Consider the following 23,527-nt stretch of genomic DNA (forward strand, 5'->3'; position numbering starts at 1 on the left):
TTTTAAAAAATAAATATAAAAAAACTAAAAAGAGGCACTGACCTCTTTTTAGCCAAACAGATTAACTTTTTTATTTAAACTGTAAAATCGTCGCCTAAATATACTTTACGGACTTGTTCATTATCCAAAATTTCTTGTGGAGTGCCTTCCGCAATTACCGCACCTTCACTCACAATATACGCACGTTCACAGATTGCCAAAGTTTCACGTACGTTATGGTCTGTGATAAGCACACCAATACCACGATCTTTTAAGGTCTGGATAATATCTTTAATATCACCTACCGAAATTGGATCGACACCGGCAAACGGTTCATCAAGTAACATAAACTTAGGATCAGCAGCCAATGCACGTGCAATTTCAGCACGACGACGCTCACCACCAGACACACTCATTCCTAATGAATCTTTAATATGACTGATTTTAAAGTCATTCAACAATTCAGTAAGACGTTGTTGGCGCTGTTGCTTATTTAAGTCTTTGCGTGTTTCTAAAATAGACATAATATTTTCAGCAATTGTCAGTTTTCTAAAAATAGAAGCTTCTTGCGGAAGATAGCCGATTCCCTTACGTGCCCGTTCATGCATTGCTAAATCGGACATATCAAGATCATCAAGGTGAATTTCACCTTTGTCCATACGCACTAGCCCAACAACCATATAGAAGCTTGTTGTTTTTCCTGCACCGTTAGGGCCAAGCAAACCAACAATCTGTCCACTTTGCATACTAAAAGATACGTCTTTGACGACCCAACGTTTACTATAGTTTTTTGCTAAGTGCTTAATACACAAAGTTTGGGGTTGAAGAGCTTGTTGCATTAGTCACGCGCTCCTGGGAAACTTTTTGAAGTTGATGGCGGAATAATAATTTGAACACGGTTTGATGATGAACCTTGAGCTTCAACATCACCTTTGTTCATACTATATTTCAATGAGTTACCACGGATGCTTGAACCATCTTGATATAGATATGCACCACCAGTCAAAGTAATAATGCCTGTATCTGCATTATAAACAATGGTTTGACCCTCGCCTCGTGCAACGCCCTTGTCAGCACTAATTTGCTGTTGGAATTTAGACGGTCTACCTTTGGCAGTAATCGTTTGAATTTCACGTTTAGAGTTCAGCGTAGCAACAATCGAGTCGGCTTGAAGCTTCATCGTACCTTGCTCAATCACAACATTACCCGTATAGGTCGTCAAACCCGTTTTTTCATTATAAGTTGCACGATCTGCCACTAAAGAAATTTGTTGATTACGGTCAGACGGTAAAGCAAAAGTCGAAGCAGATGATAAAGCAACGAATGTAATTACCGCAGCTTGTTTTAGGAAAGCTGAAGAACGTTTTAAATTAAGACTTTGGTACATACTTTCCTCGAATATTAAAAAATTCGTACTGACCATTATTCAAATTAGCTTTTAATCCTTTGCTGACAAAATCGCCTTGCGGAGATTGAACAACCACTTGGTGATCGGTTTCAATTTCTCTGGTTTTTGGATATCCGGTTAACTCATCAGTTTGGAACTCAATCTTCCCTTGTGGCGCAAGTTTAGTTGCGACCACATCACCCGATAAAATAACTTTACGGTTATCATCGTAGCCATTTGCCTGTTTTGCAAAGAACGTCGCATCAACTTTGCCATCTTTATACATCGAGGCATTAAGTTGATCCAACTTTGATGTTTTTTGTTGCATATCCTGTTCAAGCTGACGAACTTCAGCACGGATATACAAATTGCCTTGATCATCAGTTTGAGTCAAATGGACGCCCTGCGCTGAATATGTCATATTCTTCGCAGAACCAATGTCTAGTTTTTTTGCCTTGCCACTATAGTAGTAGTAACCACCACTTATAGCAGCAACCACTACAGCAACAATTGATAAAACTCTGGTATCCATGAGCAGGAATAGCCTACCTTTTTAAGTAATCTTATTATTAATGCGGTACTGCAAGATATTTTTCAAGAAGTTCTTGGTAAATGCCTTTTGCGATCAGCAACATATCACAGACTTCACGCACAGCACCACGCCCACCCATCGACTGCGTAACCAAATGCGCACGGCGACGTACTTCTTCGTGACCATTTGGCACAGTAACACTCATACCTGCGATTGCAAAAGCAGATAAATCAGGCCAATCATCGCCCATATACAAGCAATCAGACGGCAAAATATTAAACTGCGCACAAGCTTCACGAAGTGCTGAGCCTTTGTCTTCACGGCCTTGAAAAACGAGATCTACACCTAAATCAGACATACGTTTTTCAACAATATTACTTTTTCTGCCTGTAATAATGATAACTTTCATGCCGGCTTGCTGTGCAAGCTTCATTCCTAAACCATCACGAATATCGAATGATTTAATTTCATCGCCACTATTGGTTAACGTTACGAAGCCATCACTTAAAATACCATCAACATCCAGAACCAATGCCTGTAAATGACGCGCTTGTTCTAACAATGCATAAGATGCCATTGATTAATTCACCCCTGCCTGAATAAGGTCATGCATACTAATTACACCAATCACTTTGTTTTGGTCATCTACCACAACAAACTGACTAATTTTTTTCAGGTTCAGCTGTTGTAGAGCTTCTACCGCACGTGCTTCTTGAGAAATCGTTGATGGTTTTTTTGTCATCACTTCTGAAACAGGCAAATTCACATCAAAACCTTGCTGTTTATCAATTAAACGGCGCAAGTCACCATCGGTGAAAATACCAAGCAAATGTTCTTGTTCATCTACAATTGTCGTCAAGCCTAAACGTTTATTAGAAATTTCATAAAGCACTTGATTCATTGGTGTATCTGGTGAAACTTTTGGCAGTTCATCGCCTGTATGCATCAGATGTTTTACATGTAAAAGTAAGCGTTTACCCAACGCACCTGCTGGATGCGAACGAGCAAAATCATCTGCGGTAAAACCACGCGCTTCAAGTAAAGCGACAGCCAGTGCATCACCCAATACTAAAGTTGCTGTAGTACTCGACGTAGGCGCCAAACCTAATGGGCACGCTTCGTCAGACTCACCTAAAGTTAAAGCGATGTCGGCATTTTGTGGCATTGGGCCTTTATCATCACGGCTAATCGTAATAAGAGGAACGCCAAGATGTTTGATTAAAGGCATCAACATCATGATTTCATCACTTTTTCCAGAGTTGGAAATCGCAATTAAAACATCACCACGAACCAGCATTCCCAAATCGCCATGTCCAGCTTCACCCGGATGCATAAAGAAAGATGGTGTACCAGTTGAGGCGAAAGTAGCAGCCATTTTACGGCCAATATGCCCTGACTTACCCATGCCAGTGATCACAACACGACCTTTACACTGTAACAATATTTCACAAGCTCGGTTAAAACTGTCACCAATTTGTGTTGCTAACACGTCTAAGGCTTGTTGCTCAATACGCAATGTTGCTAATGCGCTGCTTTGGAAATCTGTAGGATTGGGCATACGAGTTTGACTCAAAATAATTGATCTGATCTCTTGTGAAGATCGGTGATTTTAATCAAAAGATTTGGGGGCATTCTAACATAACTCAATCATCTACACGTTTTTAAATGTATAAGATTTCACAAGCTTATAAAATTCTTGCATAAACCTTTGTGAAAAATGATGCATCAGTTATGATGTAACACTGTTTTTGTTGAGTGTTTGAAAACCCTTATGCAACCGTTTGTTTTATATAACTCTGAGCAACGAAAAAAAGTTGAATTTGTACCTCGCAAAGAAGGTCACATCGATATGTACGTCTGCGGTATGACCGTTTACGACTACTGTCATATCGGGCATGCTCGAGTTATGGTTGCATTTGACTACATTATTCGTTTCTTACGTAGTCAAGGCTGGAATGTGCGCTACATTCGCAACATTACCGACATTGACGACAAAATCATCAAACGTGCGAATGAGAATGGTGAAACAATCCAACAACTCACCACTCGTTTCATCGATGCAATGAATGAAGATGCAGCGAACCTAGGCTGTTTGGCTCCTGATGAAGCACCTAAAGCAACTGAATATATCGACCAGATGCAAAATATGATTGGCAATTTGGTCAACAAAGGCGCTGCTTACCCTGCTTCAAACGGCGATGTTTATTTTGAAGTGACCAAATTTGAAAAATATGGTCGTCTTTCTGGCCGTAAGCTTGATGATATGCAAGCTGGCGCAAGTGAGCGTGTTGATGTAGAAGTTGAAAAGAAACACCCTTTTGACTTTGTACTTTGGAAACATGCCAAAGAAAATGAACCATCTTGGGCATCACCTTGGGGTAATGGCCGTCCGGGTTGGCACATTGAATGTTCTGCAATGTCGACTTGCTGCTTAGGCAATCACTTTGACATTCATGGTGGTGGTTCAGATTTAATGTTCCCACACCATGAAAATGAAATTGCGCAAAGTGAAGCTTCGACTGGTGAGCAATATGTAAACTACTGGATGCATGTTGGCTTCATTAACGTTGACGGAGAAAAGATGTCTAAATCTTTAGGCAACTTCTTTACGATTCGTGACGTGATGGAGAAATTCCACCCTGAAGTGATCCGCTACTTTATTGTGTCTTCGCACTATCGTAGTCCTGTGAACTTCTCTGATGTGGCACTCAAAGAAGCAAAAACTTCTTTAACTCGCTTCTACCATTCATTTAAAGCTTACCAACAAGTGTATGGTCACAAGACAACTGAAACGCTTGAGCAAAGCTTTATTGAACGCTTTAACAATGCAATGTGTGATGACTTCAACACGGCCGAAGCAATGGCTGTATTGTTTGAACTCAATAAAGAGTTAAACCGTGCTGTAAAAGAAGAGCAAGCTGACCAAGCGACTGTACTTTATTCGACATTACGTCACCTCACCAATATTTTAGGTTTGGTACAACACAATGTAGATGATTTCTTAAAATCAGATATTGGACAAGAAGCGCTTGCTTTGTCTGATGCTGAAATTGAAGATTTCATTCAACAACGTGTTGATGCGAAAAAAGCAAAAGACTTTGCTAAAGCAGACGGTATTCGCCAGTCTTTACTCGACCAAGGTGTGGTACTTGAAGACACTCGCCAAGGTACAGTTTGGCGTCGTGCTGATTAAACGTTCAATTAGATCACAAGAGTGTTGACACTTTAATGAAACACTCTATAATGTGCTCACATTGCGGGAATAGCTCAGTTGGTAGAGCATAACCTTGCCAAGGTTGGGGTCGCGAGTTCGAGTCTCGTTTCCCGCTCCAAAATTTAAAAACCACCTAATTTGAAAGAATTAGGTGGTTTTTTATTGTCTGGTAGTTATTTGCTTTGATTAATTAGACTATTCAACTAACCTATACTTTAAGTATTAAAAAAACCCGCTAAAAAGCAGGTTTAGAATTAAATATTTAAAACACCGTAATTTTTAAAACCTATTTTAAAGATCTAAACTTTTAAGCTCATTAAGACGTTCTTTAGTTTTATCAGCTTCACAACTTAAAATAATTAAATGTGAACCTGCTCCCATTGCTTGAGATCCATAATACCCCATCAAACCAGAACATTGCTTTGTACGATAATCAAGCCAAGCCTTTTGGGAATTTTCCAAACTGGCTTTCCCTTCACTATCCAAGTTTGAAGCTAATTTATTGTATATCTTATTCATTTTAGCTTTATCAGTTTTTAACTGTTTTTCAAAACATTCAATATCAGAATAAACATTGCCAGTTTTACATTCTGCATGAGCAACCCCACAAAATAACACTAACAATGTAAGCATTAATTTCTTCATTTATATAATACCTTTCAAATTTCTAACTATTTGAATCATTAGGTTTTAATTATGACATGAAACAACTTTTATTCGTACCAGAGGTTTTAATTATTTAGCTACGTCATTTCAGTTACTGCAGCATGGTTAATTGATCGCTATAGCCTGTCTCGTAAATTGATTATTGATGAGCTTCGTCCATTCAATAAAGGGACTGATGGCAAGCATCTTTATGAACCGAATGAAGTTATTCCTATCCTTGAAAATTTAAACAGGCAAAGACAGCAACGTCAGTCGAGAAGGAAGAATTAATATAGGGCTTTACGCCCCTTTATTATTTCTTATAAAAATATATTCCACCAAAAAAACCAAGTTTAAATAAAATCACAAATTTAAAAACAATATTTTCATTAAAGTTATTCAATGTAAAAACCACTTATAAATTAATTTATTTACAATTTTACAATGATTTTATTTTCATATTTATATTAACCATTTAACATATAAATTCTTATATTTTATCAATTGGTAAAATATTTAGTTACACGCTTTTATATTTTATAAAAAAACTATATGTTAGGTTTTAGACTCATAATTGATTCCATTGTGAGATAAAAATGTCATCTAAATACAAGAAATTTAAATTAAAAACCCTTTCAACCACTTTATTTATTGCATTTACTTCGACCGGTGTATTTGCAGCAGATAGTAATTCAAATCAACAAAAACCTGTAATGAATGTCGCTGAGACATTAGCATTTGATGCGAAACACTATGCAGCATCTTATGGAGTTACATTAGACGAAGCTATGCGAAGATTACTTATTATGCATGGTACAGATAATCAGGTAGCAGGTTTAAGTGATAAATATAAAAATGTTATTTCTGGTCTATATTTTGATAATGGACCTGACTTCGGATTAAAAGTTAAAGTTGTTGGAAATAATAATTCTCAACAAGCTTTTAAATTAGAAAGAAAACCAGATACATCGATTAAGCTTTTAAAAAATAAAAATGTTCAAGAACGTATTCAAGTTAGAAAGCTGGCAAATTTAACTGAAACAGAAGTGGAATCAGCATATAGAGCTATTGAGCGCGGTGTAAGTGCCCCTATTACCCTTATACAAGGGGCTTCAAATACTAAGCAACAACGAGTAAATCATCTTAATAAATCATTTGCTGCTGTGAAAAAGGCTTACCCTACAGTTGAAATGATTTTAGATAATGAGCAGACTGGAAATGCCTTAGTCTATGTGAAATCTCTAAAACAAGTTGATAAACAAGCTCTCGAAAGACTACTCAACGTCAAAGTAGATTTATCAGAAATTCCTAGTGGTATTCGCCCTACTAAAACACGTGGGGGTTCATGGTTAGTAACGAATTCAGGTGGTAACTACTGTATGACTGGTTTTACCGCAAAAAGAATTTCTACTGGTGAGCTTGGCGTTATAACTGCAGGCCACTGTATAGATCCAAATGTTCCTTTAAATTATAAAGATAAAGATGGAACTCAATATGCTATTTCACCAGTAGCAGGTATGTATCGTGACGATACTGGAATGGATCTAGCTTTTATGAAAGCTGGAACGACTACTACTCAACAAGCAGTACCGGAGTTTTATGCTGACGCAACATCACCAGCTCGAGCATTAACAGGTAAACGAAATCGAACAAGTACTGCAGTAAAAAGTGGAACAGTTAAAGGATCTTATGTTTGTCACCTTGGACAAACTTCACCAACAAATCCAGCATTGATGCAAAGCTGTGGTGAAGTAATATCAATTACTGGTGCGAATCATCATCCAGGTGGAAACACTTATGTAGTTGTTACCAATACCCAAAGTGGAGCTGGCACTAATCATACATCTGGCTTAGGTACTTTGCGTTGTGTGCGTGGTGACAGTGGCGGCCCATGGTTTGCTTTAAATGTAGCATTTGGTATTCAGTCAGCATGCTCATGGAAAGATACTGGCGAAACAATCACAAATACAGTCATTTATACCAGCGTAGATTACTTGGCTGATATAGGAGCTCAACTTGTATATCAATAAAATATTATTAGCGGTTGCTTCGTTAGGACTACTTGCTGCATGTCAGCAGCAAGTACCCAGTAAGCAAGAAAATAAAGATCAACTTAACTCAGTAAAAATTCCTGTTTATCAATTCAATGGTATTTCTGCTTCTGCAAGATTAAGAGGACCATTACAACTTAAGGATGAGTGTCTATATGTGAATGACATTTTAGTTGTATTTCCTGAACGATCTACAGAATGGAATAGCAAAAATCAGACTTTAACTTATAAAGGTAAAAAAATTGCCTTAGGTGAAGAATTGGACATAGCTGGTGGTTTTGGTCAGTTTGAACGAGATAGCCAGCGAATTCAAAACTTAAGTACTTTATGTGATCATAAAAGTATTTGGTTTGCTGGATAACTTAACATCTTATTAAAAGGCAGCAGCGGCAGTCGAGACGGAAGAATTAAAGGGCGCTAAAAGCGCCTTTATCCCTTAGCCGATAACTTCCCTATCAAACCAAAAACGATCTCAACATAAAGTTTTCCCACCAAGTCATTTTCGAGATCTCTAAAATTTTTTAATTTATAAATTGTTTCTTCATAGTTATTTGTATCTGAGATTTTTTGAATTTCATTACATACATTCTGATAAGAATTATATAGCTCATCTTCATAATCAGTAATCGTTTTATACATCTCATCAAAATTATTAAAGTCACTCTTAATTTCCTTAATTTCTAATAGAGTAATTTGAATTTCTTTAAATACTCTTGAGAAAGTAGTATATGACAAAGTAATTTTTTCGATTACTTCAAACGTCAACGCTTGTGTAGGCTGATTGAATTTAAGCTTGTGTAGCATTTCATGTAAGCTATATAAGTCTTCAATATATTTGTCATTTAATTTTCTATAATCTTGTTTAATAGTTTTTATAAGTTCAGTGAACACTTGATGTTCTTGTTCATCTCTCCAATCATTGAAAAGTATAAAAGCAATAACTGAAGCAAATAAAGTTGCTGCAGCAGACAAATAGTCTCCTTCTAGACCTAAAATATGTTTCCCTATGAGAGAAAAAATTATACAGGTTAGTAAAAGAGCAATTCCTATTCCTATTAATTGAAATTCATTAAAATTTTTCATTAGCTAAAGTTAGTAAATAGTTTCCTTAATCTTAACCTAAGACACTGAAAGTTTGAAAATTATTACTTTTTTATTATCGCCACTGCTTTTAAAAATTTTTATATCAGTTAATAAAAGTAGGTTTGATATGTATTTTGGCCCTTAGTCTTATTAATATTTACAATAAGAAAATATTACATTATATATTTAATAAATATTTATAAATTTTAACCACATAATTTTAGTTTTCGTCATGAGCCCGACATGACTCTTTATTACAGATCGGGGGGAGAAATAATGAATAATCTATTGAGCACAATAAACTATTGTCCAGCAATAAGAACGAGTAGATTTGAACTAGCAGCCCTTACTGAGCTTGACAAAAAAGTTAAACAACAAGTAGCACCGTTATTAATTTTGAGAAGTAATTCGGAATCACTTAAAGATATTGAACGCTTCTTGAGTGACTGGGATGGTGGACCATTATTTGTTGATAATTCTAGATATACACTTGATCAAGTCTCAGGCATTGCTCCTCTATTAGACAATTCAGAGAACCATTATGAATACAAATACAATTTTTTCGAAAATTTATCTCAACTAAACTCGAATATAAAGCCAGTCGTGGGTTTTAACGCATTAGACGATGCCAGATCTGTCACACAGTTTGCTTTAAAAGTATTAGATAAATTTGGATATTTAGGAATCAGATTAGAAATCGATCATATCGATAGCACAAATCTAGATAAAAAGCTTGGTATTTTCTCATCTATCATGAATGCAATTCCTGACGAGAAAATAAATAAAATCCTTCTTATTATTGACATATGCTCAATCGAAGTCATACCTTCTTTAAGTGCAGAAAGTGCAGTTATGAAATGTGTGAACAGAGCTATATCATATGAAATTAAGAATATTTTAACTCTAAGTACCTCTTGGCCTAATAATCGTCCTAATAAAAATGAAGAATTAGAGATTAGAAATATAGATCCAATTTGGCAAGCTTATTTTGCTCAATTAGTAAATAAGTCAAATCCAGCTATTAGATGTATATATGGTGATTACGCCTCTACGAATCCATTAAGAGATATTTCAGATGATTACGATCCTGCAAAAATGAGTCTACCTATACCTTTTGCAGGCTATGCCTTTGACTTAGGCTGGATTCAATATCGTTACGGTAAGAGCGGAGAATGGGAGCAATTAATTGAAGTAGCAAAGCGAATTGTTGAAACTGTACACTTTAAGGAACATGGTGAGAATTTTTGTTGGGGAAATCGAAGAATTCACGCAATTAGTCGATGTACTGAAGAACCCAAAACAAATTCTGTATGGAATAAAATTCGGATTAATCAACATATTACTCTTTTGAATAAGCTGTTAACCGAAGACCTTTACAACAAATTACTTACTCCAAAAGATGAAGATGAATAAATTTCAATCAACTAAAGAATAAGCTCTATCTCTAGTTTTAAGACATTTTAAAACAAAATCGTTAATTACATTCATATCAATATTTGATGCTATTCGTTCCCTTATAACTTTCTTATTATCAGATGAGCGAATAGCCAAGTTATTTAAATATGCCAATTCTTTAAGTTCATCCTTCCACAAAAAACTTGTTAAATCAAAAGCATTAATATTTTTATTTGGACTAGCATTTTTATAAATTGCAATTGTACCATGGTCATCAACCATTAAAATTCCAATATGATTTTCAGTAGTTTCAATTGCTTTTTTTAGATGAGAGCTATGACAACATAACCAAACTTCATTGAAAACATTGCTATAAGCTAACATTTGCTTATCCCAACGTTTTAAAGAATCTGCCTTAGATTTAATTTCAAATCCGACTAGACGACCATTGGCCAAAACTAAGTCAGCTCGGAAAGTTGTTTCAACTGATGATTCAGGAGTTCTATTGTAAAAACCTAACTCATTAATAAGCATATCATTATGTTTTAATTCAGCTTTATCTTTAAGCCAATTGGTTAAATTAATTCTAATTTCGTCAGGCCCAAGCGCATTTTCAGTGTAAAACATAAAGTATCCTCCGTTACTTTTGCCTCCATGCAAAAAGTGGAAAAGATTCTAACAAACCAGTATGATTTTTCAATCGTCCAATAGTACTTAAAAAATTATTGTTCTCTTTATTAGTAATCTAATATGCATCTGCTGCTATGACAACAGATTATTTATATTAGAATTAATTGTAGATAATCTCATACATTTTTTAGAATCATATTCTGTTAGTAATTTTGAAAAATAATGAGAAAAACATTCAAAGTAACTCAAGATTTTTGTAAAAAAATATTCGACACCACTTCGACCCCATTAAAATATAAACTATTGTTATTTAATAGTTATTATAACCTTGCCAAGGTTGAGGTCGCGAGTTCGAGTCTCGTTTCCCGCTCCAAAATTTAAAAACCACCTAGCTTAAAAAATAGGTGGTTTTTAGTATCGGTTAGTTAGCTAATTTCGCCAACTCCCTCACATATTTTTAGCTAATTCTTTTGCCAAACATTGTTCATGCCAAGTGGTTTGAAAATTTTCGACAGCTTTTGACTTAATGAGAGGATCTTCAAATAGCTTTGAAGAATATGCAGATTTGATAAGTTCTTGATAAAGTTGCTTGGCTTGTTGCTCTTCAAGATGATTGGCGATGTCATGTAACTCTTTAGCGGGCACATCATGTTGTCTAGCATCCATCACACCACTCGCTGCTTTTTTCACAGTTTCACAGTAATGAAGTTCCATTGCTTCTGATGCTGCATAACATTGAATTGAAATTGCACTTATAAAGAGGAATATAAATCTCATAATCTCACCTTAATTTGACGCGCAAGATTAGCAACTAATCTGCCCAAATTTAAGTTAAAAAAAGTTATTTTTGTTTTCTCTTCTTTTATTTCACCTTTTGCACTTCAGTATTAGAAGCTCTCAGCACTGTTCCATCTGCCGCGACTGGTGCCATAAATGGAATTTGCTGACCCGTATTTTTATCAATTAACAGTGAATGGTGCTCACCACTTTCAAATAGGTTCTGCTCTCCCCATTGTCGTAGGGCAACAATCACTGGGAACAAACTCTCCCCTTTAGCGGTCAATACATATTCTTGATAAGCCGTGCCATCTGAAGCATCTTGCAGTTCAAGAACACCTGCATCGACTAATTTTTTTAGGCGATCAGAAAGAATATTACGTGCTACTCCTAAGCTGCGCTGAAAATCTCCAAAACGGCGCATTCCATCAAAAGCATCACGCACAATAAGCAATGACCAACGATCTCCTATGAGATTGACACAGCGCGCAACAGGACAAGGTTCATCTTTTATCAGTGTAGAGTTCGCCATTGAGTTTCCTAACCAATTATCAGTAACAAGTTATCTAGTTGCATTTTAAAACCAGTCGATCTAACATTCAACTAGTTGCATTTTAAAACTAGATTGAATGGATTTAGGCCCATGAAAGCTTCTCTTGCATCTTCAACTTCATCCTCCGAAAGTGATAAACCGCTTCCAAGCATGCCTCGTGGCGTAATTTTGCTATTTGCGATTGCTAGTGGTGCAAGCGTAGCAAATGTCTATTATGCACAGCCCTTGCTCGACATATTGGCGAGTGACTTTAATGTGAGTCATGCCGCCATTGGTGGTGTGGTGACAGCCACTCAAATAGGTTGTGCGCTAGCCTTAATCTTTGTAGTGCCGTTGGGTGATTTGGTAAATCGGCGTCGGTTAATGGCCCTACAGTTATTGGCTTTAATATCTGCATTGTTCGTAGTTGGCTTTGCCCATTCTACGATTATTCTTTTGGTAGGAATGCTTGCGGTGGGTTTACTCGGCACAGCCATGACACAAGGGCTTATCGCTTATGCTGCAAGTGCTGCGGCCCCACATGAGCAAGGACATGTAGTAGGTACTGCACAAAGTGGTGTGTTCATTGGTTTACTACTTGCCCGCGTATTTTCAGGGGGAATTAGTGATATAGCGGGTTGGCGCGGCGTATACTTTTGCGCAGCCATCATCATGCTCATGCTTGCTTTTCCCCTTTGGAAACGACTTCCTCATTTAAATATTCAACCCAGTGCCATGCGCTACCCTCAACTTCTGGCTTCTATGTTGAAACTGCTACGCCAAGAAAAAGTGCTACAAGTGCGCGGTGTGTTAGCTTTACTGATGTTTGCAGCATTTAATATTTTCTGGAGTGCATTGGTACTGCCATTAAGTGCCCGGCCTTATAACTTTTCTCATACTGTAATTGGGTCTTTTGGGCTCGTTGGGGTGATTGGTGCTTTGGCTGCTGCGCGTGCCGGTTACTGGGCAGACCGTGGATATGCTCAGCGTACAAGCTTGGCAGCACTGTTAATATTATTAATTGCATGGGCTCCACTTTCACTCATGTCCTATTCGCTCTGGGCACTTGTAATTGGCATCGTATTGCTAGACTTAGGTGGACAAGCCCTACATGTCACCAACCAGAGTATGATTTTTCGTACTCGTCCTGAAGCGCATAGTCGGCTTGTTGGTCTATACATGCTCTTTTATGCGGTAGGTAGCGGATTGGGTGCAATCAGCACAACAGCGACTTATGCTTATGCTGGATGGTTTGGCGTGTGTACACTCGGCGCAGGTGTTAGCCTTCTGGCATTATTATTTTGGCGAATGACACAACATATTGCGTCTTAAAGAGCAGATGAAAAAAGATAACAATATACAAATACATAAATTATAATAACCAAAAATTTTATCCCCCATAAATAAACTCATTTGGTCTTCAACTTTGAAGTTCGAGCGGTAATGGGATGAAATCTTCTTTAACAATCTAAAGATTGATATGTAACTTTAGTCAATTACTATCAAATATATGAAAACCCCTATAGGAACAAAATTGGGTATCTATAATAAAGTGATTTACACCATGATATTTGCCCTTGTTGCAGGATGTCATCAACAAGAAGCAGACGATGGTCCCGATGCTGTAAAACTCCCAGTTTATCAGTTTAATGGCGTTTCTGGTTCAGCACGCTTAAAAGGAAATTTAGAGTTAAAGCAAGGATGTCTTTATGTGAAGGATATACTCATTGTCTTCCCTGAACATACTGCTCAGTGGGATGATGAAAAAAACACTTTAAGTTATAAAGGTCAGCAGATCGGCTTAGGCAATAGATTAGATATTACTGGAAATATTGGTGATTTTGAGCAAGACAATCTACGTATTAAGCATTTGAGTCCCATGTGTGATCATCAGAATATTTGGTTTGCCGGCTAATCTTTTGTGAAGACTATGAGTAAAAAAAAGCCCCCGTCTGGGAGCTTTTTTAAAATAGTTTAGGCGCTGTTATTTACAGCTTAAAACTTAACTGGGGTGAATTTCTGCCGTTAATCTTTGCAAATCATGACCCGAAGGTGCTTGGTAAACACGTAAACCAAATTCGGGAAGAATCGCAATTAAATGGTCAAAAATATCTGACTGAATCGCTTCATAAGAAACCCATGCAATCGTGTTGGTAAATGCATAAATCTCTAACGGCAAACCTTGGCTGGTCGGTTGTAACTGACGAACAATAATGGTTTGATTTTGAGCAATACCCTTGTGCTGACGTAAGTAAAATTCAACATAGGCTCTAAATGTACCAATATTGGTTAGACGGCGCTTGTTGTAACGAGATTGATTGCTTAAATGCTTATTGAATTCTTCAATTTCAGAATTCTTTGCATTTAAGTATTGATCGAGCAATAAAAAGTCTTTGAGCTTTTGTTGCTCTTCATCACTCATGAAATGAACGCTACTTTGATCGATAAAAAGTGAACGCTTCATTCGACGGCAACCCGAATTGCTCATGCCTCGCCAGTTTTTAAATGTATCGGTCACGAGCTTATTGGTTGGAATGGTGGTATAGGTTTTATCGAAATTTTGAACAGTCACGGTATGCAGTGAAATATCAATTACATCACCATCTGCATTGAGTGATGGCATTTCAATCCAGTCGCCAATACGCACCATGTCATAAGAGGCAATTTGTACACTCGCCACCAAAGACAAAATGGTGTTTTGGAAAACCAGCATTAATACCGCTGCCATTGCACCAAAACCTGCAAGTAAAGTGAACACATCCTTTTTAAGGAATGTTCCCAAAATCATGAGGCCACACACAACAAATAAAATGAGTTTAACCAGCTGTAAGTAACCTTTAATCGGCTTATTTCTAGATTTCGGATTACGCTGATAAATAAGGTTAAAGATATTTAATAGTTCGCTGATCGTAAGCGCGAGTGTAAGAAAAATGAATGCTTGCGCGCCCATCTCCACAAAAGCAATAAACTTCGGAGATAGATGAGGAACCGTTGCAATACCGTTCATAATCACAACGGCAGGAACAATATTTGCAAATTTCTTTATAACGCTATGCTGAGCAAAAATAGATTGATTCGGAGATTTGAGTTTTGTGACTAAATGACGAACGCCCCGAACAATAATGCGTTTAGCAATAAAATTTGCTATTGCTGCAAATAAAATCAAAATAGTGAGTGAAACAAACATCTCTAGCCAAGGATATTGGCTTAACTCACCCCGAATATCACGGAAAAAATTTAAAAAATCCAAACCTATACACCTTAAAACTTTCTTTTCTAGAATTTTAGGGGTTAAGGACATTTATAATAAGGTTTGTTTACATATGTAGTCATAAATACAACAACTAAGTTATATACCCACTCAAATTTAAATCGAATCGCTTAATTTCACCCCCTTGCCTATTTATGTTTAAGATTGATTCTAGAAAGTAGATCGAAGCTATCAGCTCCTTTAGAATAATGTGCTAAACGAAGGCTTCTGGTTGTATTGAGTGAAATTTTCTGACTTTTTGACTTTTATTGGAGTGGTCTGGTTCAGCTTATTCTTTATCTATATTGTCTGGACCTTTTTTCTTAAAAGTCAGGTTCAAAGATTTTTGATTTATAAACGAGGAAAGATGACTTCTGCCGAGGTCGTATATTTTCAAGACTCATTAGCTAAGGTGCAATATCGCCCTTTATGTTATATCAAATTAAAATTTCAAACTGAGCAAGGCCAAATCATTACTGAAAATCTAAAGGTACTTATTGCTAAGCAAGATCAACATAAATATAAAGTCGGTAGCATTATTAATATTAAATATGACCCTAAAAATTTAAAGAATATTTCGATATTGGGCGAAGTGATGATTTAGGTCATTAGAGATTATTTAAAAAGTACGATAATCCTTGAGGTGCGCGTCCGTTTAAACGACTACTTGTAGTTACTCGAACCAGATTGCTCCAAGTAATATTGCAACAATGATGGATCAATTTTTTGATTAGTGATACATCTTCATGACATGAAATAGGCTCAAAGCCACCAACCAAAAGATAGACCTCTGCACTAAAACTTAAATTTGCCCCATGAATATGCGCGTGATCCATCTGATCTTTATAGTGCGCTAAATATTTCTGCTGTTTCGTTATAGAGAGATGACTAAAATCATCTAGCGTCACAGTGCCGCAAATTGCATCTGTGGGTTGATGCTGGATTTGATAGCGTAGCCAATCTGGACTCACCACGGTGTCTGCATCAGTACATGCAATCCAAGTGACGCCACGCCTGATTAAATGACGGATTCCCAAATCCCTCGCTTGCCCCACACATGCATAGTTGCATTCAATCCAATTGATTTGATGGCTTTGTACAATCAACCGCGACTGATCTGTACAGTTATCGAGTACAACAAGCACTTCTACCTCATAACCAGAAATATTATCTATGGCGACCTGAATAGATTGCAAACAGGCAGATAGATAGTGCTCTTCGTTATGTGCTGGAATGACGATACCTATTTTCATCTTAGTTTTTCCTGCTGAGCTAAAGAGGAAGTATTCGCCGTCCACAGATCAATCATAAAGTCTGGGTCGTTTAAGCTGAGGTAATGATGAAATGGGAAATGTTGCTGAAAAGCTTGATGGACTTGTTCGGCGTTTAACTCAAAATCTTGAATTTCATGACGCCAGTGACAACACAGAATCTCGCCATCATCATTTAAACTATGCTTTAACTTTTCAATAAACTGATGCAATTCATCCTTGGATAAGTAATAGGCCATCTCACTAATTAAAATTAGGTCAAATTTTTGAATCGAGTAGTCTTCGGGTATTTTTCTGTTTTCAACAACGACATGCTCAAATTCTTTTAAACGCTCGGAAGCCAAGCGAACAGCACACTCAGAGACGTCTATACACACTAACTCCTCAGCTCTTTGTGCCAAATGAAAACTTAAATGTCCATTTGAACAGCCCACTTCTAGCACCTTTGGATAGCGGGGTTTTGTCAGTAGCGCGAGACAAATTAGTCTTTTACGAGCTTCATACCAGTGAGCATCATAGCCCCATGGATCACTGTTATGCCGATATAAATCTTCAAAGTACATGCGAGAATGAATCACTCAAATAAACCTCATAAGGTATTAAAAGACGTTTAATTGCATTTGAAGAAAGAACCGCAGCATTACCCGTAGTTTCATCTGCTTCAAGTTGGGTTTTAAACTGCAAAATTGCTTGATGTTTTTTAGTTAGCTGTTCTTCGGTTAAGTGATAGGCTTTTGCTCGGTGCCAATCAATGCGTGGGTCTAAAGGCTCTGCCCAATGCCAAGCCCAGATTAATACGTGTAAACAAATTAGTTGCTTAGCGGTTGCATAGGCTTGTACGGTTTTACCTACTGCTTCATGGTCTGGGTGACCATCAAATTCATAGCTACAAATTAGAATATCGTCGGCTTGAATAGTTTGCTCTAAACTCTGCCACAGTTGATCGGTTTGCAAATGGATCTGACCATCTAACAAATTAAGCTCTACATGCTCAGTTGACTCTGTTACCTCTAAACAATTTAAAGCCGCCAAGCTTTCTTGTGGGCGAAGAATATTGAGCTGATCTGGAGGATACTTTGTAGAGTTAGGATGGCTTTGTGTGCCGTTACTCACTGCTAAAATTAGGATCTTACAGTTCAGTGCAATAAGCTGCTGCATTAATCCGCCACAGCCAAGCACTTCATCATCAGGATGTGGCGCAACAATTACCACTCTTTTTGAGCGAAATAAATCAAGATCTAAAGGCGCTAATGGATGCTCTTGAAATGCCTTTAACCATTGCTCTTTGGCCGTACCCTCACCAAAAATAACGCGGTCTTCAACCAAAGGATGTTTTAAAGTTCCCATAGGCTTTGCTCCGATACACAGAGTTCTGCAATTTGTTCATAGTCAAAAGCAGCATGACTTTGCCGTATAAACACGGGCAGATCAGCCATGAGCTGAGCAAATGTCGCATCCTCACAAAAAGGACGAGCGCCTAAGGCTTTCCCTACTCTTTCAATAACACTCAAACAGCATTGTTCTGTTTGGGCACGCAATATTCGAATTTCCCGCTCATGACTTAGCATTGGTTTCTGGTCTATAAGCTTGGCCACATATTCAAAATACTGTTTGGTGATTTCTAACTGATGAGCGACTTCGCCTAAATACAATTTTTTATAAAGATTCGGATTTGCCTGACAGCTTTCTTGTAAAAAACCGGCTAGACGAACGGCGGCACCAAACCAGCAGGCCGCAACACCTGCTGCACCATGCCAAAAACCTGGGCGTTTTAAATAACTGTTTGGCTGACCAACCATCTGAACAGGCGTATTCTCGAAACGAACTTGTGCAGTCTGTGTTGCGTGCATGCCTATAGCATGCCAGTGGGTTAAATCGGTCGTAATGGATGGATGACTTAAGTCAACAATACAAAGCTGCGCCTGCCCTTGCTGGTCCTTATAACTCATTAAAGCTTTTTGAATAAATTCCGCACCAGAGCACCAAAGCTTGATGCCATTACAAAGACTCTCTTTCACTTGTAATGGCGCTGGTCCACCGTCTGCTGCCCAAACAGCCCAAGTCTGGTCATCTATTTGTTGTTGATAACCCAATTCCCTCAAAATGCTTAAAGCATCGCAATGAGACTCAAAAAGCTTAGCTAAACTTAAGTCAACTCCAGCAATCTGAGCAAAAAGTTGCCAACGTTGATAGGTTTGGCCAGAAGCTGGGTGAGGCAAATTGTGAGTTAAACTTACCAATTGATTGAGCAAATCTATACGAAGCTTACTTTTCTCTTCAGCTAAGGCAGCTTCAAATTCACTCAAGATACTTAATATCGTCATATTTATAGGTATTTTAATATTCATTGCAAATAATTATTTATAAGACTTGATTTAACCATATCTAAATACTTCTGTTTAAATAAACATATAAATTGTAATAAAAAGATAAATATTATTAGTTTTATATCTAATTATTTCATTGTTATTCAAATACACCCATTAAGTGAACTTATAAACCGATCATGTAAGGTTTATTAAAAACTCAACATTTAGTTCATTATTTAAAGTAATTTAGTTCTTACCGTTTTTCTATTTCTACAGAAGAGGTCTAAAATGAACACTTTAAATATTAATGATATTAAAAAACACGCAGATGTTATTGCTTCTTGTGGCACTAAAGTAGGAACAGTCGATCACCTCGAAGGTGAAAATCAGTTAAAGCTCACCCGAGACGAAAGTGGTCAACATCACCTTATTCCTACAGGATGGATTGGGGAAGTAAAAGAAGACCAAGTCATTCTGAATAAAAATTCAGAGGAAGTTAAAGATCAGTGGCAAGCGATCTAGACTTCTAAATATAACTATAAAAGAGTTAGCTTTTATAAATAAGCTATTTTTTACTAATAAAATAAAATTAGTTGATTATTAAAATCTAAAACTAAGGCTCCTTTTTATAAAGGAGCCTTTTTTATTTATCTCATATTTAAAATAAATAAAACTTAACCTCGTTTTATTTCAAATTTACCTAGTCTTTAATGGAGCTGCTTTTATCTCTACAAACCTTTTTGTGGTTCATTTTGTCCCTTAAGCACATGGTGATCGTTTTTACTTAGTGCTAAAAATTGTGCATTCGCATTAAATGAACAATTATGAATAAGGTGACGTATATGATCACAGGGAATCATCAGCTTAAAGCCAGAAAGGTACATTTCGATTTTACCGATTCATCCGTCTGTTGGATGCCGAATGATCCGCTATGCTCGCATGTAGCCAATGGCATTAACATGCTCTTGCCAGCTGGTGAGTTTTGGTTTTGCCGTGTGTTTAATAAAACCCTGCCCTTAATTACCGATGAAACCCTAAAACAAGAAGTGATTGGATTTGTCCGCCAAGAAGCTGCTCATGCACGTGCGCATGAAAAAGCACAGGACTTCTTACGTGAAAATGGTTACGACATTCAAGAAACACTCAACCGTGCCCATTTTGTTTTTAACATTTTATTGGGTGACAAACCGCTCGGCATGCCCTTTTTAAAAGGCGAAAAGCTTGATGAATATTGGTTACTTTTCCGAGTAGGCGTGATTGCTGCAATCGAGCACTTTACGGGAACCATTGGTCAATGGACGCTGGACAGTAAATCTTGGGACCAAGCTGACCCTGCTATGGCAGATTTGTTCCGTTGGCATTTGGCTGAAGAAGTGGAACATCGCTGTGTTGCTTATGATTTATTTGAGCACCTTTTAACAAACAAGTTTGGGTTTTATGTGTCACGCCAAGTGATTATGGCTGCGGTTTTCCCACTATTTATTTATTTCCTTGCTGACTTTGCCCGTAGTTTAGGTAAGCAAGATTTAGAGCATGAAGATATTCAAAAATTGATGCGCCGTGGCTACTTCAAAATTATTCGTGAATTTGAAAAAACCGCGACTCGCTCAGACAACTTACCAACCATTAAATATTTGTGGAAAGCGACGTTAAGATGGGTTTCTCCAAAATTTAACCCAATTCATGAGGGAGACACCGAGCAAGCTTTAGCTTATATGGCTCGCTCGCCTGCCGTTCAATACTTTGAAGGAATGGTACAGGCTGCAAAACCGGCGACATTAAGCTAAGCAACTATTTTTATTTAGAATGAAAAGCCTCCTTGTTTGGAGGCTTTTTCTTAGATGAGTTTTATCGCTTAAGCAAAATTTAAAAAGAAATAATCCAACAACCGACCTCTTTCATCTACCAAATTTTTATCTAAAAGCTGAACCATTGCCCCATCAATCATAAATAAGAACATATAAGCATCTTGGATTGAAGCCGTAGATTTTAAGGTTAAAAGCACCTTATAGATTTCGCTAACCAACCAGTTTCTATAATCAATCACAACTTTATAGGCAACTGGGTAGAGCTTTTCTATTTCAAAAATTGCTTTAAAGGGTAAATGATAAAAGCCATTTAAGTCGGCATGTAAAAGGTAAATCTGCTTAAGTTTATCGAGCACTATTTGCTCACGGTAAGAATTAATAATGGAAAACACTTTTACTTTTAACGCATCTTTTTGAAAAGTGAGACACATCTCGATGAGTCGTGCTTTTGAGTGAAAGTCGTTGTAAAAAGTAGCCTTGGCAACTTTGGCCTCTGCAATAATTTGGTCGACTCCGACCTTATGAAACCCATATTGATTAAATAAGTCTTTTGCAGTGTGAAGCACTCTGAGTGCTCTAAATGAAGATTCTAAATTTGGCATAGGAATACCGTTTAAATAATTTTTTGTTGTATCTAAAAGAGATAGAAATGCCGTCACTCTTAAAATGAGTGCTAAAAACAGGCATGCAAAAGCAGCACAAAAATGTGCCTAAGCTATCTCAGGTTTTATTGTTGCTATGATTTTTTAGTCGTAACGAGCTAAGGTTGTAGAAAACCTAGAGTCGGTTAAACCGCTTTAAAGACCAGTTGGGCGGTGTAGATAGAGAGACTTTGGCAACGACCAATAAAGAAGAAATAGTACGCATAGCGGACTCCTTGTGTGTAAAGAAGTTCTACCAGATCACTGTCAAATGATTATGGTGGTAGAACGAGAGAAGGTTGACAGACTGACACACAAGAATCAGCACGCACAAGGCGTCCCTCCCTCGCCCTACCGCTACGAAGGGGGACGAACGAGTTCGCCACCAAAAAGAGAACTTTTTGATGTCTTGTGTGTTAAATCGATCTGTCAAAATCGACTGGCAATGTGGCCAGCACGCAAAGCATAATCGGAGGGGTTTTAGGTGTCAATGTGATATTGGCTACAAATAAAGCTTTAAAAAGTTTAGTAAAAATATTTATTACTGCATTACACAAGCATTGGTTTATAAAATGAAAAAATTGTTGAACGCAGCTTAAGAAACTTTAAAAGAACATAATGCATTCTTCTCTTTTAATAATTGAATATTTTTAAAACCAACTAAAGAAAATGTATTTATATGCTCATCAATAGTCATATATAAGTCTTTATTTTTCATTCCATCCTTATCTTTAACGATATGATCGGTCACTATATATAAAGAATTTGTATTTAATAGATGATTTCGAACTTGTATGTGAAATTCTTTAGCAAAATTTTTATGCCTTAACTCATGTAAAGCTTGATGAATAATGACGACATCAAAAGTTTCTTGTTGGCACACGTCATACCAACCAGAGTCTTTAAAATTTGCAGTTAAGTAGTTAGCTTTACTCGATAGTAATCCTAAATTTTTTCTAGACAAATCATGCATAGCTTCAGAAAAATCTAAAGCTGTGTATTCTAGAGACTCTATATTTTCTAATAGAATTTTTGCCAAATAGCCAGGACCAGCACCTATCTCAAGAATCTTAGTTTTTTTGATATTGAGTGACTTAATCTCAGCCACATACATACTAAAAAATTCATATCTCCAAGGACGTTTAATATTTACTTCTTCAGCCCACTCTAAAGCATCAGCGGCTTGTCTGAGGTCAATTGGGCTTGCCACTTCCTTTATAGTCATAATTTTACGCCCTTCTAATCGCTCTTTTAGTATTAAAAAATGAATATGCCTTTTAAAATATATCTCTATTAGTTTCTCAGTTCTATTAATTTATACGAATTTTATGATTAACACTTCACTTAATATTTTCAATATTTTGAAGTTATTTATTTAAAAACTCATTTAGTAATTTAGAATAAACCATGAAAATTTGTATTGTAGGCCCTTCTGGCGCTGGTAAAACAACTATCACTAAGAAATTAGCTGATGAATTAAAGATATCAACTTATATATTTGATGAGATCTACTGGAATATAAGTGGAACTGAGTTTGTAAAAAATTCGGAAGAAACGATCTCACGTGGTACCCAAGAAATCGCCTTACAAGATAGATGGATTGTAGAAGGAGCTTACGATAAACGCTTACTTCCATTACTTCTTGAATGCTCTTTAATTTTAAAAATGGAAGTTCCTTTTTATTTAAGAACAGTAAGGCTCTTACAACGTTATTTACAGTCTGTAGTTACAGGCAAAAAACCTAAAGAAACTCTAAAAAATACAATCGAGCTGATTTGGTTTTCACATAGTTTTGATAAACGTTTAGAAAAATTTCTGAGTAGTAATACTCAACTTTCTAAAAAGACTATTCCTTTTAATAACTTTTCAAAAGCTATAAATATTATTCAGACATTTTTTAAAAACAATTAATTCATTTTATTAAATCATGATGACAGAACGGAGGTGGGTTGACAGACCAGCCATCTAGAACTGGCACGCACTAAGCGTCCCTCCCCCGTTCTATCGCAGAGAATAATAAGAC

26 protein-coding genes, 1 tRNA gene and 2 pseudogenes are annotated in these 23,527 nt (G+C 36.8%); 12 read left to right on the forward strand and 17 right to left on the reverse strand.

The features are described 5' to 3' along the window. Positions 1–74: 74 nt before the first annotated feature. From lptB to KTJ10_RS03320, 5 genes are read right to left on the reverse strand one after another with little or no spacing between them, the layout of a single operon-like run. A complete protein-coding gene (gene lptB, locus KTJ10_RS03300; RefSeq protein ID WP_002122331.1) occupies positions 75–818 on the reverse strand; it encodes an LPS export ABC transporter ATP-binding protein in 744 nt (247 codons plus the stop codon). Further along, positions 818–1,366 (reverse strand): lipopolysaccharide transport periplasmic protein LptA, encoded by a 549-nt coding sequence (gene lptA, locus KTJ10_RS03305; protein ID WP_016144762.1) that lies wholly within the window; start codon positions 1,364–1,366, stop codon positions 818–820. The genes lptB and lptA overlap by 1 nt, the downstream gene beginning before the upstream one ends. Beyond that, positions 1,350–1,898 (reverse strand): LPS export ABC transporter periplasmic protein LptC, encoded by a 549-nt coding sequence (gene lptC / locus KTJ10_RS03310; protein WP_032007582.1) that lies wholly within the window; start codon positions 1,896–1,898, stop codon positions 1,350–1,352. Before lptC ends, lptA begins: the two co-directional genes overlap by 17 nt. Positions 1,899–1,935: 37 nt before the next feature. Then, a complete protein-coding gene (locus KTJ10_RS03315) occupies positions 1,936–2,475 on the reverse strand; it encodes a KdsC family phosphatase (protein WP_002122322.1) in 540 nt (179 codons plus the stop codon). Between the two features lie 3 nt (positions 2,476–2,478). Then, positions 2,479–3,456: an SIS domain-containing protein gene (locus KTJ10_RS03320; RefSeq protein WP_002122342.1), complete on the reverse strand. Its 978-nt coding sequence runs from the start codon at positions 3,454–3,456 to the stop codon at positions 2,479–2,481. Positions 3,457–3,669: 213 nt separating this feature from the next. Between KTJ10_RS03320 and cysS the strand changes: the two genes are divergently transcribed. Together cysS and KTJ10_RS03330 are read left to right on the forward strand one after the other, a co-directional pair. After that, a complete protein-coding gene (gene cysS / locus KTJ10_RS03325; protein ID WP_032007583.1) occupies positions 3,670–5,091 on the forward strand; it encodes a cysteine--tRNA ligase in 1,422 nt (473 codons plus the stop codon). A 63-nt stretch (positions 5,092–5,154) separates the two neighbouring features. Further along, a tRNA-Gly gene (locus KTJ10_RS03330) sits at positions 5,155–5,230 on the forward strand. 173 nt (positions 5,231–5,403) lie between these two features. On the opposite strand, the gene KTJ10_RS03335 is transcribed toward KTJ10_RS03330, so the two are convergent. Further along, positions 5,404–5,757: a lysozyme inhibitor LprI family protein gene (locus KTJ10_RS03335; protein ID WP_000735767.1), complete on the reverse strand. Its 354-nt coding sequence runs from the start codon at positions 5,755–5,757 to the stop codon at positions 5,404–5,406. Positions 5,758–5,868: 111 nt separating this feature from the next. Here KTJ10_RS03335 and KTJ10_RS03340 point away from each other — a divergent pair. The 3 genes and pseudogenes from KTJ10_RS03340 to KTJ10_RS03350 all read left to right on the forward strand — a co-directional run. Next, positions 5,869–6,048: pseudogene (locus tag KTJ10_RS03340) on the forward strand (hypothetical protein); the annotation flags it as partial. A 305-nt stretch (positions 6,049–6,353) separates the two neighbouring features. Next, on the forward strand, positions 6,354–7,787 hold the full coding sequence (locus KTJ10_RS03345) for a hypothetical protein (RefSeq protein ID WP_032042649.1): 1,434 nt from the start codon (positions 6,354–6,356) through the stop codon (positions 7,785–7,787). Beyond that, a complete protein-coding gene (locus KTJ10_RS03350; protein ID WP_031960191.1) occupies positions 7,774–8,169 on the forward strand; it encodes a hypothetical protein in 396 nt (131 codons plus the stop codon). Before KTJ10_RS03345 ends, KTJ10_RS03350 begins: the two co-directional genes overlap by 14 nt. Before the next feature lie 68 nt (positions 8,170–8,237). On the opposite strand, the gene KTJ10_RS03355 is transcribed toward KTJ10_RS03350, so the two are convergent. Continuing rightward, positions 8,238–8,780, reverse strand: coding sequence for a hypothetical protein (locus tag KTJ10_RS03355; RefSeq protein WP_228131199.1), 543 nt, complete (start codon positions 8,778–8,780; stop codon positions 8,238–8,240). A 387-nt stretch (positions 8,781–9,167) separates the two neighbouring features. On the opposite strand from KTJ10_RS03355, the gene KTJ10_RS03360 reads away from it, so the two are divergent. Then, on the forward strand, positions 9,168–10,304 hold the full coding sequence (locus KTJ10_RS03360) for a beta family protein (RefSeq protein WP_159454953.1): 1,137 nt from the start codon (positions 9,168–9,170) through the stop codon (positions 10,302–10,304). A 3-nt stretch (positions 10,305–10,307) separates the two neighbouring features. On the opposite strand, the gene KTJ10_RS03365 is transcribed toward KTJ10_RS03360, so the two are convergent. From KTJ10_RS03365 to KTJ10_RS03375, 3 genes are all read right to left on the reverse strand, one after another. Beyond that, a complete protein-coding gene (locus tag KTJ10_RS03365; RefSeq protein WP_032007592.1) occupies positions 10,308–10,913 on the reverse strand; it encodes a sce7726 family protein in 606 nt (201 codons plus the stop codon). A gap of 450 nt (positions 10,914–11,363) precedes the next feature. Then, entirely contained in the window at positions 11,364–11,693 is a 330-nt protein-coding gene (locus KTJ10_RS03370) for a hypothetical protein (RefSeq protein WP_032007594.1), read from the reverse strand. An 85-nt stretch (positions 11,694–11,778) separates the two neighbouring features. After that, positions 11,779–12,225 carry a winged helix-turn-helix transcriptional regulator gene (locus tag KTJ10_RS03375; protein ID WP_262441347.1) on the reverse strand — a complete coding sequence of 149 codons (447 nt, stop codon included), beginning with the start codon at positions 12,223–12,225 and terminating at the stop codon, positions 11,779–11,781. Positions 12,226–12,336: 111 nt separating this feature from the next. On the opposite strand from KTJ10_RS03375, the pseudogene KTJ10_RS03380 reads away from it, so the two are divergent. Then, positions 12,337–13,603, forward strand: a pseudogene (locus tag KTJ10_RS03380) (MFS transporter). A gap of 132 nt (positions 13,604–13,735) precedes the next feature. Next, on the forward strand, positions 13,736–14,140 hold the full coding sequence (locus tag KTJ10_RS03385; RefSeq protein ID WP_125519125.1) for a hypothetical protein: 405 nt from the start codon (positions 13,736–13,738) through the stop codon (positions 14,138–14,140). Positions 14,141–14,227: 87 nt separating this feature from the next. Here KTJ10_RS03385 and KTJ10_RS03390 read toward each other — a convergent pair whose 3' ends face one another. Then, entirely contained in the window at positions 14,228–15,475 is a 1,248-nt protein-coding gene (locus KTJ10_RS03390; RefSeq protein WP_032003974.1) for a mechanosensitive ion channel family protein, read from the reverse strand. 241 nt (positions 15,476–15,716) lie between these two features. Between KTJ10_RS03390 and KTJ10_RS03395 the strand changes: the two genes are divergently transcribed. Continuing rightward, positions 15,717–16,079 (forward strand): DUF3592 domain-containing protein, encoded by a 363-nt coding sequence (locus tag KTJ10_RS03395; RefSeq protein ID WP_262441350.1) that lies wholly within the window; start codon positions 15,717–15,719, stop codon positions 16,077–16,079. 4 nt (positions 16,080–16,083) lie between these two features. Here the strand turns inward: KTJ10_RS03395 and KTJ10_RS03400 are convergent, their stop codons facing one another. From KTJ10_RS03400 to KTJ10_RS03415, 4 genes are read right to left on the reverse strand one after another with little or no spacing between them, the layout of a single operon-like run. Further along, positions 16,084–16,728, reverse strand: a complete 645-nt coding sequence (locus tag KTJ10_RS03400; RefSeq protein WP_032003976.1) for a glycosyltransferase — start codon at positions 16,726–16,728, stop codon at positions 16,084–16,086. Further along, positions 16,725–17,324 (reverse strand): class I SAM-dependent methyltransferase, encoded by a 600-nt coding sequence (locus KTJ10_RS03405; RefSeq protein WP_262441351.1) that lies wholly within the window; start codon positions 17,322–17,324, stop codon positions 16,725–16,727. Before KTJ10_RS03405 ends, KTJ10_RS03400 begins: the two co-directional genes overlap by 4 nt. Beyond that, the gene (locus KTJ10_RS03410) at positions 17,299–18,093 is read right to left on the reverse strand and encodes a PIG-L deacetylase family protein (RefSeq protein WP_262441352.1); all 795 of its coding nucleotides are present in this window, start codon (positions 18,091–18,093) and stop codon (positions 17,299–17,301) included. The genes KTJ10_RS03405 and KTJ10_RS03410 overlap by 26 nt, the downstream gene beginning before the upstream one ends. Then, positions 18,081–19,094 carry an acyl-CoA dehydrogenase gene (locus KTJ10_RS03415; protein WP_262441353.1) on the reverse strand — a complete coding sequence of 338 codons (1,014 nt, stop codon included), beginning with the start codon at positions 19,092–19,094 and terminating at the stop codon, positions 18,081–18,083. The genes KTJ10_RS03410 and KTJ10_RS03415 overlap by 13 nt, the downstream gene beginning before the upstream one ends. A gap of 249 nt (positions 19,095–19,343) precedes the next feature. On the opposite strand from KTJ10_RS03415, the gene KTJ10_RS03420 reads away from it, so the two are divergent. Both KTJ10_RS03420 and KTJ10_RS03430 read left to right on the forward strand, forming a co-directional pair. Beyond that, positions 19,344–19,577, forward strand: a complete 234-nt coding sequence (locus KTJ10_RS03420) for a DUF2171 domain-containing protein (protein ID WP_014206240.1) — start codon at positions 19,344–19,346, stop codon at positions 19,575–19,577. 320 nt (positions 19,578–19,897) lie between these two features. Then, entirely contained in the window at positions 19,898–20,842 is a 945-nt protein-coding gene (locus tag KTJ10_RS03430; protein WP_262441354.1) for a metal-dependent hydrolase, read from the forward strand. 68 nt (positions 20,843–20,910) lie between these two features. Here the strand turns inward: KTJ10_RS03430 and KTJ10_RS03435 are convergent, their stop codons facing one another. Continuing rightward, a complete protein-coding gene (locus KTJ10_RS03435; protein WP_262441355.1) occupies positions 20,911–21,465 on the reverse strand; it encodes a TetR/AcrR family transcriptional regulator in 555 nt (184 codons plus the stop codon). A gap of 634 nt (positions 21,466–22,099) precedes the next feature. Continuing rightward, positions 22,100–22,729 (reverse strand): class I SAM-dependent methyltransferase, encoded by a 630-nt coding sequence (locus KTJ10_RS03440; protein WP_262441356.1) that lies wholly within the window; start codon positions 22,727–22,729, stop codon positions 22,100–22,102. A gap of 182 nt (positions 22,730–22,911) precedes the next feature. Here KTJ10_RS03440 and KTJ10_RS03445 point away from each other — a divergent pair, with 182 nt between their 5' ends. Then, on the forward strand, positions 22,912–23,415 hold the full coding sequence (locus KTJ10_RS03445) for an AAA family ATPase (RefSeq protein ID WP_262441357.1): 504 nt from the start codon (positions 22,912–22,914) through the stop codon (positions 23,413–23,415). Positions 23,416–23,527: the final 112 nt, after the last annotated feature.

This window comes from Acinetobacter sp. WU_MDCI_Abxc222 (assembly GCF_025514755.1).
In the GTDB taxonomy this organism is placed as follows: Bacteria; Pseudomonadota; Gammaproteobacteria; order Pseudomonadales; family Moraxellaceae; genus Acinetobacter; species Acinetobacter geminorum.

Coding starts and splice junctions, on each gene's coding strand:
- KTJ10_RS03365 (WP_032007592.1), bottom strand. CDS start 10,913: ATGTTTTACACTGAAAATGCGCTTGGGCCTGACGAAATTAGAATTAAT.
- KTJ10_RS03335 (WP_000735767.1), bottom strand. CDS start 5,757: ATGAAGAAATTAATGCTTACATTGTTAGTGTTATTTTGTGGGGTTGCT.
- KTJ10_RS03315 (WP_002122322.1), bottom strand. CDS start 2,475: ATGGCATCTTATGCATTGTTAGAACAAGCGCGTCATTTACAGGCATTG.
- KTJ10_RS03435 (WP_262441355.1), bottom strand. CDS start 21,465: ATGCCAAATTTAGAATCTTCATTTAGAGCACTCAGAGTGCTTCACACT.
- KTJ10_RS03385 (WP_125519125.1), top strand. CDS start 13,736: ATGAAAACCCCTATAGGAACAAAATTGGGTATCTATAATAAAGTGATT.
- KTJ10_RS03415 (WP_262441353.1), bottom strand. CDS start 19,094: ATGAATATTAAAATACCTATAAATATGACGATATTAAGTATCTTGAGT.
- KTJ10_RS03430 (WP_262441354.1), top strand. CDS start 19,898: ATGATCACAGGGAATCATCAGCTTAAAGCCAGAAAGGTACATTTCGAT.
- KTJ10_RS03370 (WP_032007594.1), bottom strand. CDS start 11,693: ATGAGATTTATATTCCTCTTTATAAGTGCAATTTCAATTCAATGTTAT.
- KTJ10_RS03410 (WP_262441352.1), bottom strand. CDS start 18,093: ATGGGAACTTTAAAACATCCTTTGGTTGAAGACCGCGTTATTTTTGGT.
- KTJ10_RS03345 (WP_032042649.1), top strand. CDS start 6,354: ATGTCATCTAAATACAAGAAATTTAAATTAAAAACCCTTTCAACCACT.
- KTJ10_RS03375 (WP_262441347.1), bottom strand. CDS start 12,225: ATGGCGAACTCTACACTGATAAAAGATGAACCTTGTCCTGTTGCGCGC.
- KTJ10_RS03440 (WP_262441356.1), bottom strand. CDS start 22,729: ATGACTATAAAGGAAGTGGCAAGCCCAATTGACCTCAGACAAGCCGCT.
- KTJ10_RS03400 (WP_032003976.1), bottom strand. CDS start 16,728: ATGAAAATAGGTATCGTCATTCCAGCACATAACGAAGAGCACTATCTA.
- KTJ10_RS03360 (WP_159454953.1), top strand. CDS start 9,168: ATGAATAATCTATTGAGCACAATAAACTATTGTCCAGCAATAAGAACG.
- cysS (WP_032007583.1), top strand. CDS start 3,670: ATGCAACCGTTTGTTTTATATAACTCTGAGCAACGAAAAAAAGTTGAA.
- KTJ10_RS03445 (WP_262441357.1), top strand. CDS start 22,912: ATGAAAATTTGTATTGTAGGCCCTTCTGGCGCTGGTAAAACAACTATC.
- lptA (WP_016144762.1), bottom strand. CDS start 1,366: ATGTACCAAAGTCTTAATTTAAAACGTTCTTCAGCTTTCCTAAAACAA.
- KTJ10_RS03320 (WP_002122342.1), bottom strand. CDS start 3,456: ATGCCCAATCCTACAGATTTCCAAAGCAGCGCATTAGCAACATTGCGT.
- lptC (WP_032007582.1), bottom strand. CDS start 1,898: ATGGATACCAGAGTTTTATCAATTGTTGCTGTAGTGGTTGCTGCTATA.
- lptB (WP_002122331.1), bottom strand. CDS start 818: ATGCAACAAGCTCTTCAACCCCAAACTTTGTGTATTAAGCACTTAGCA.
- KTJ10_RS03420 (WP_014206240.1), top strand. CDS start 19,344: ATGAACACTTTAAATATTAATGATATTAAAAAACACGCAGATGTTATT.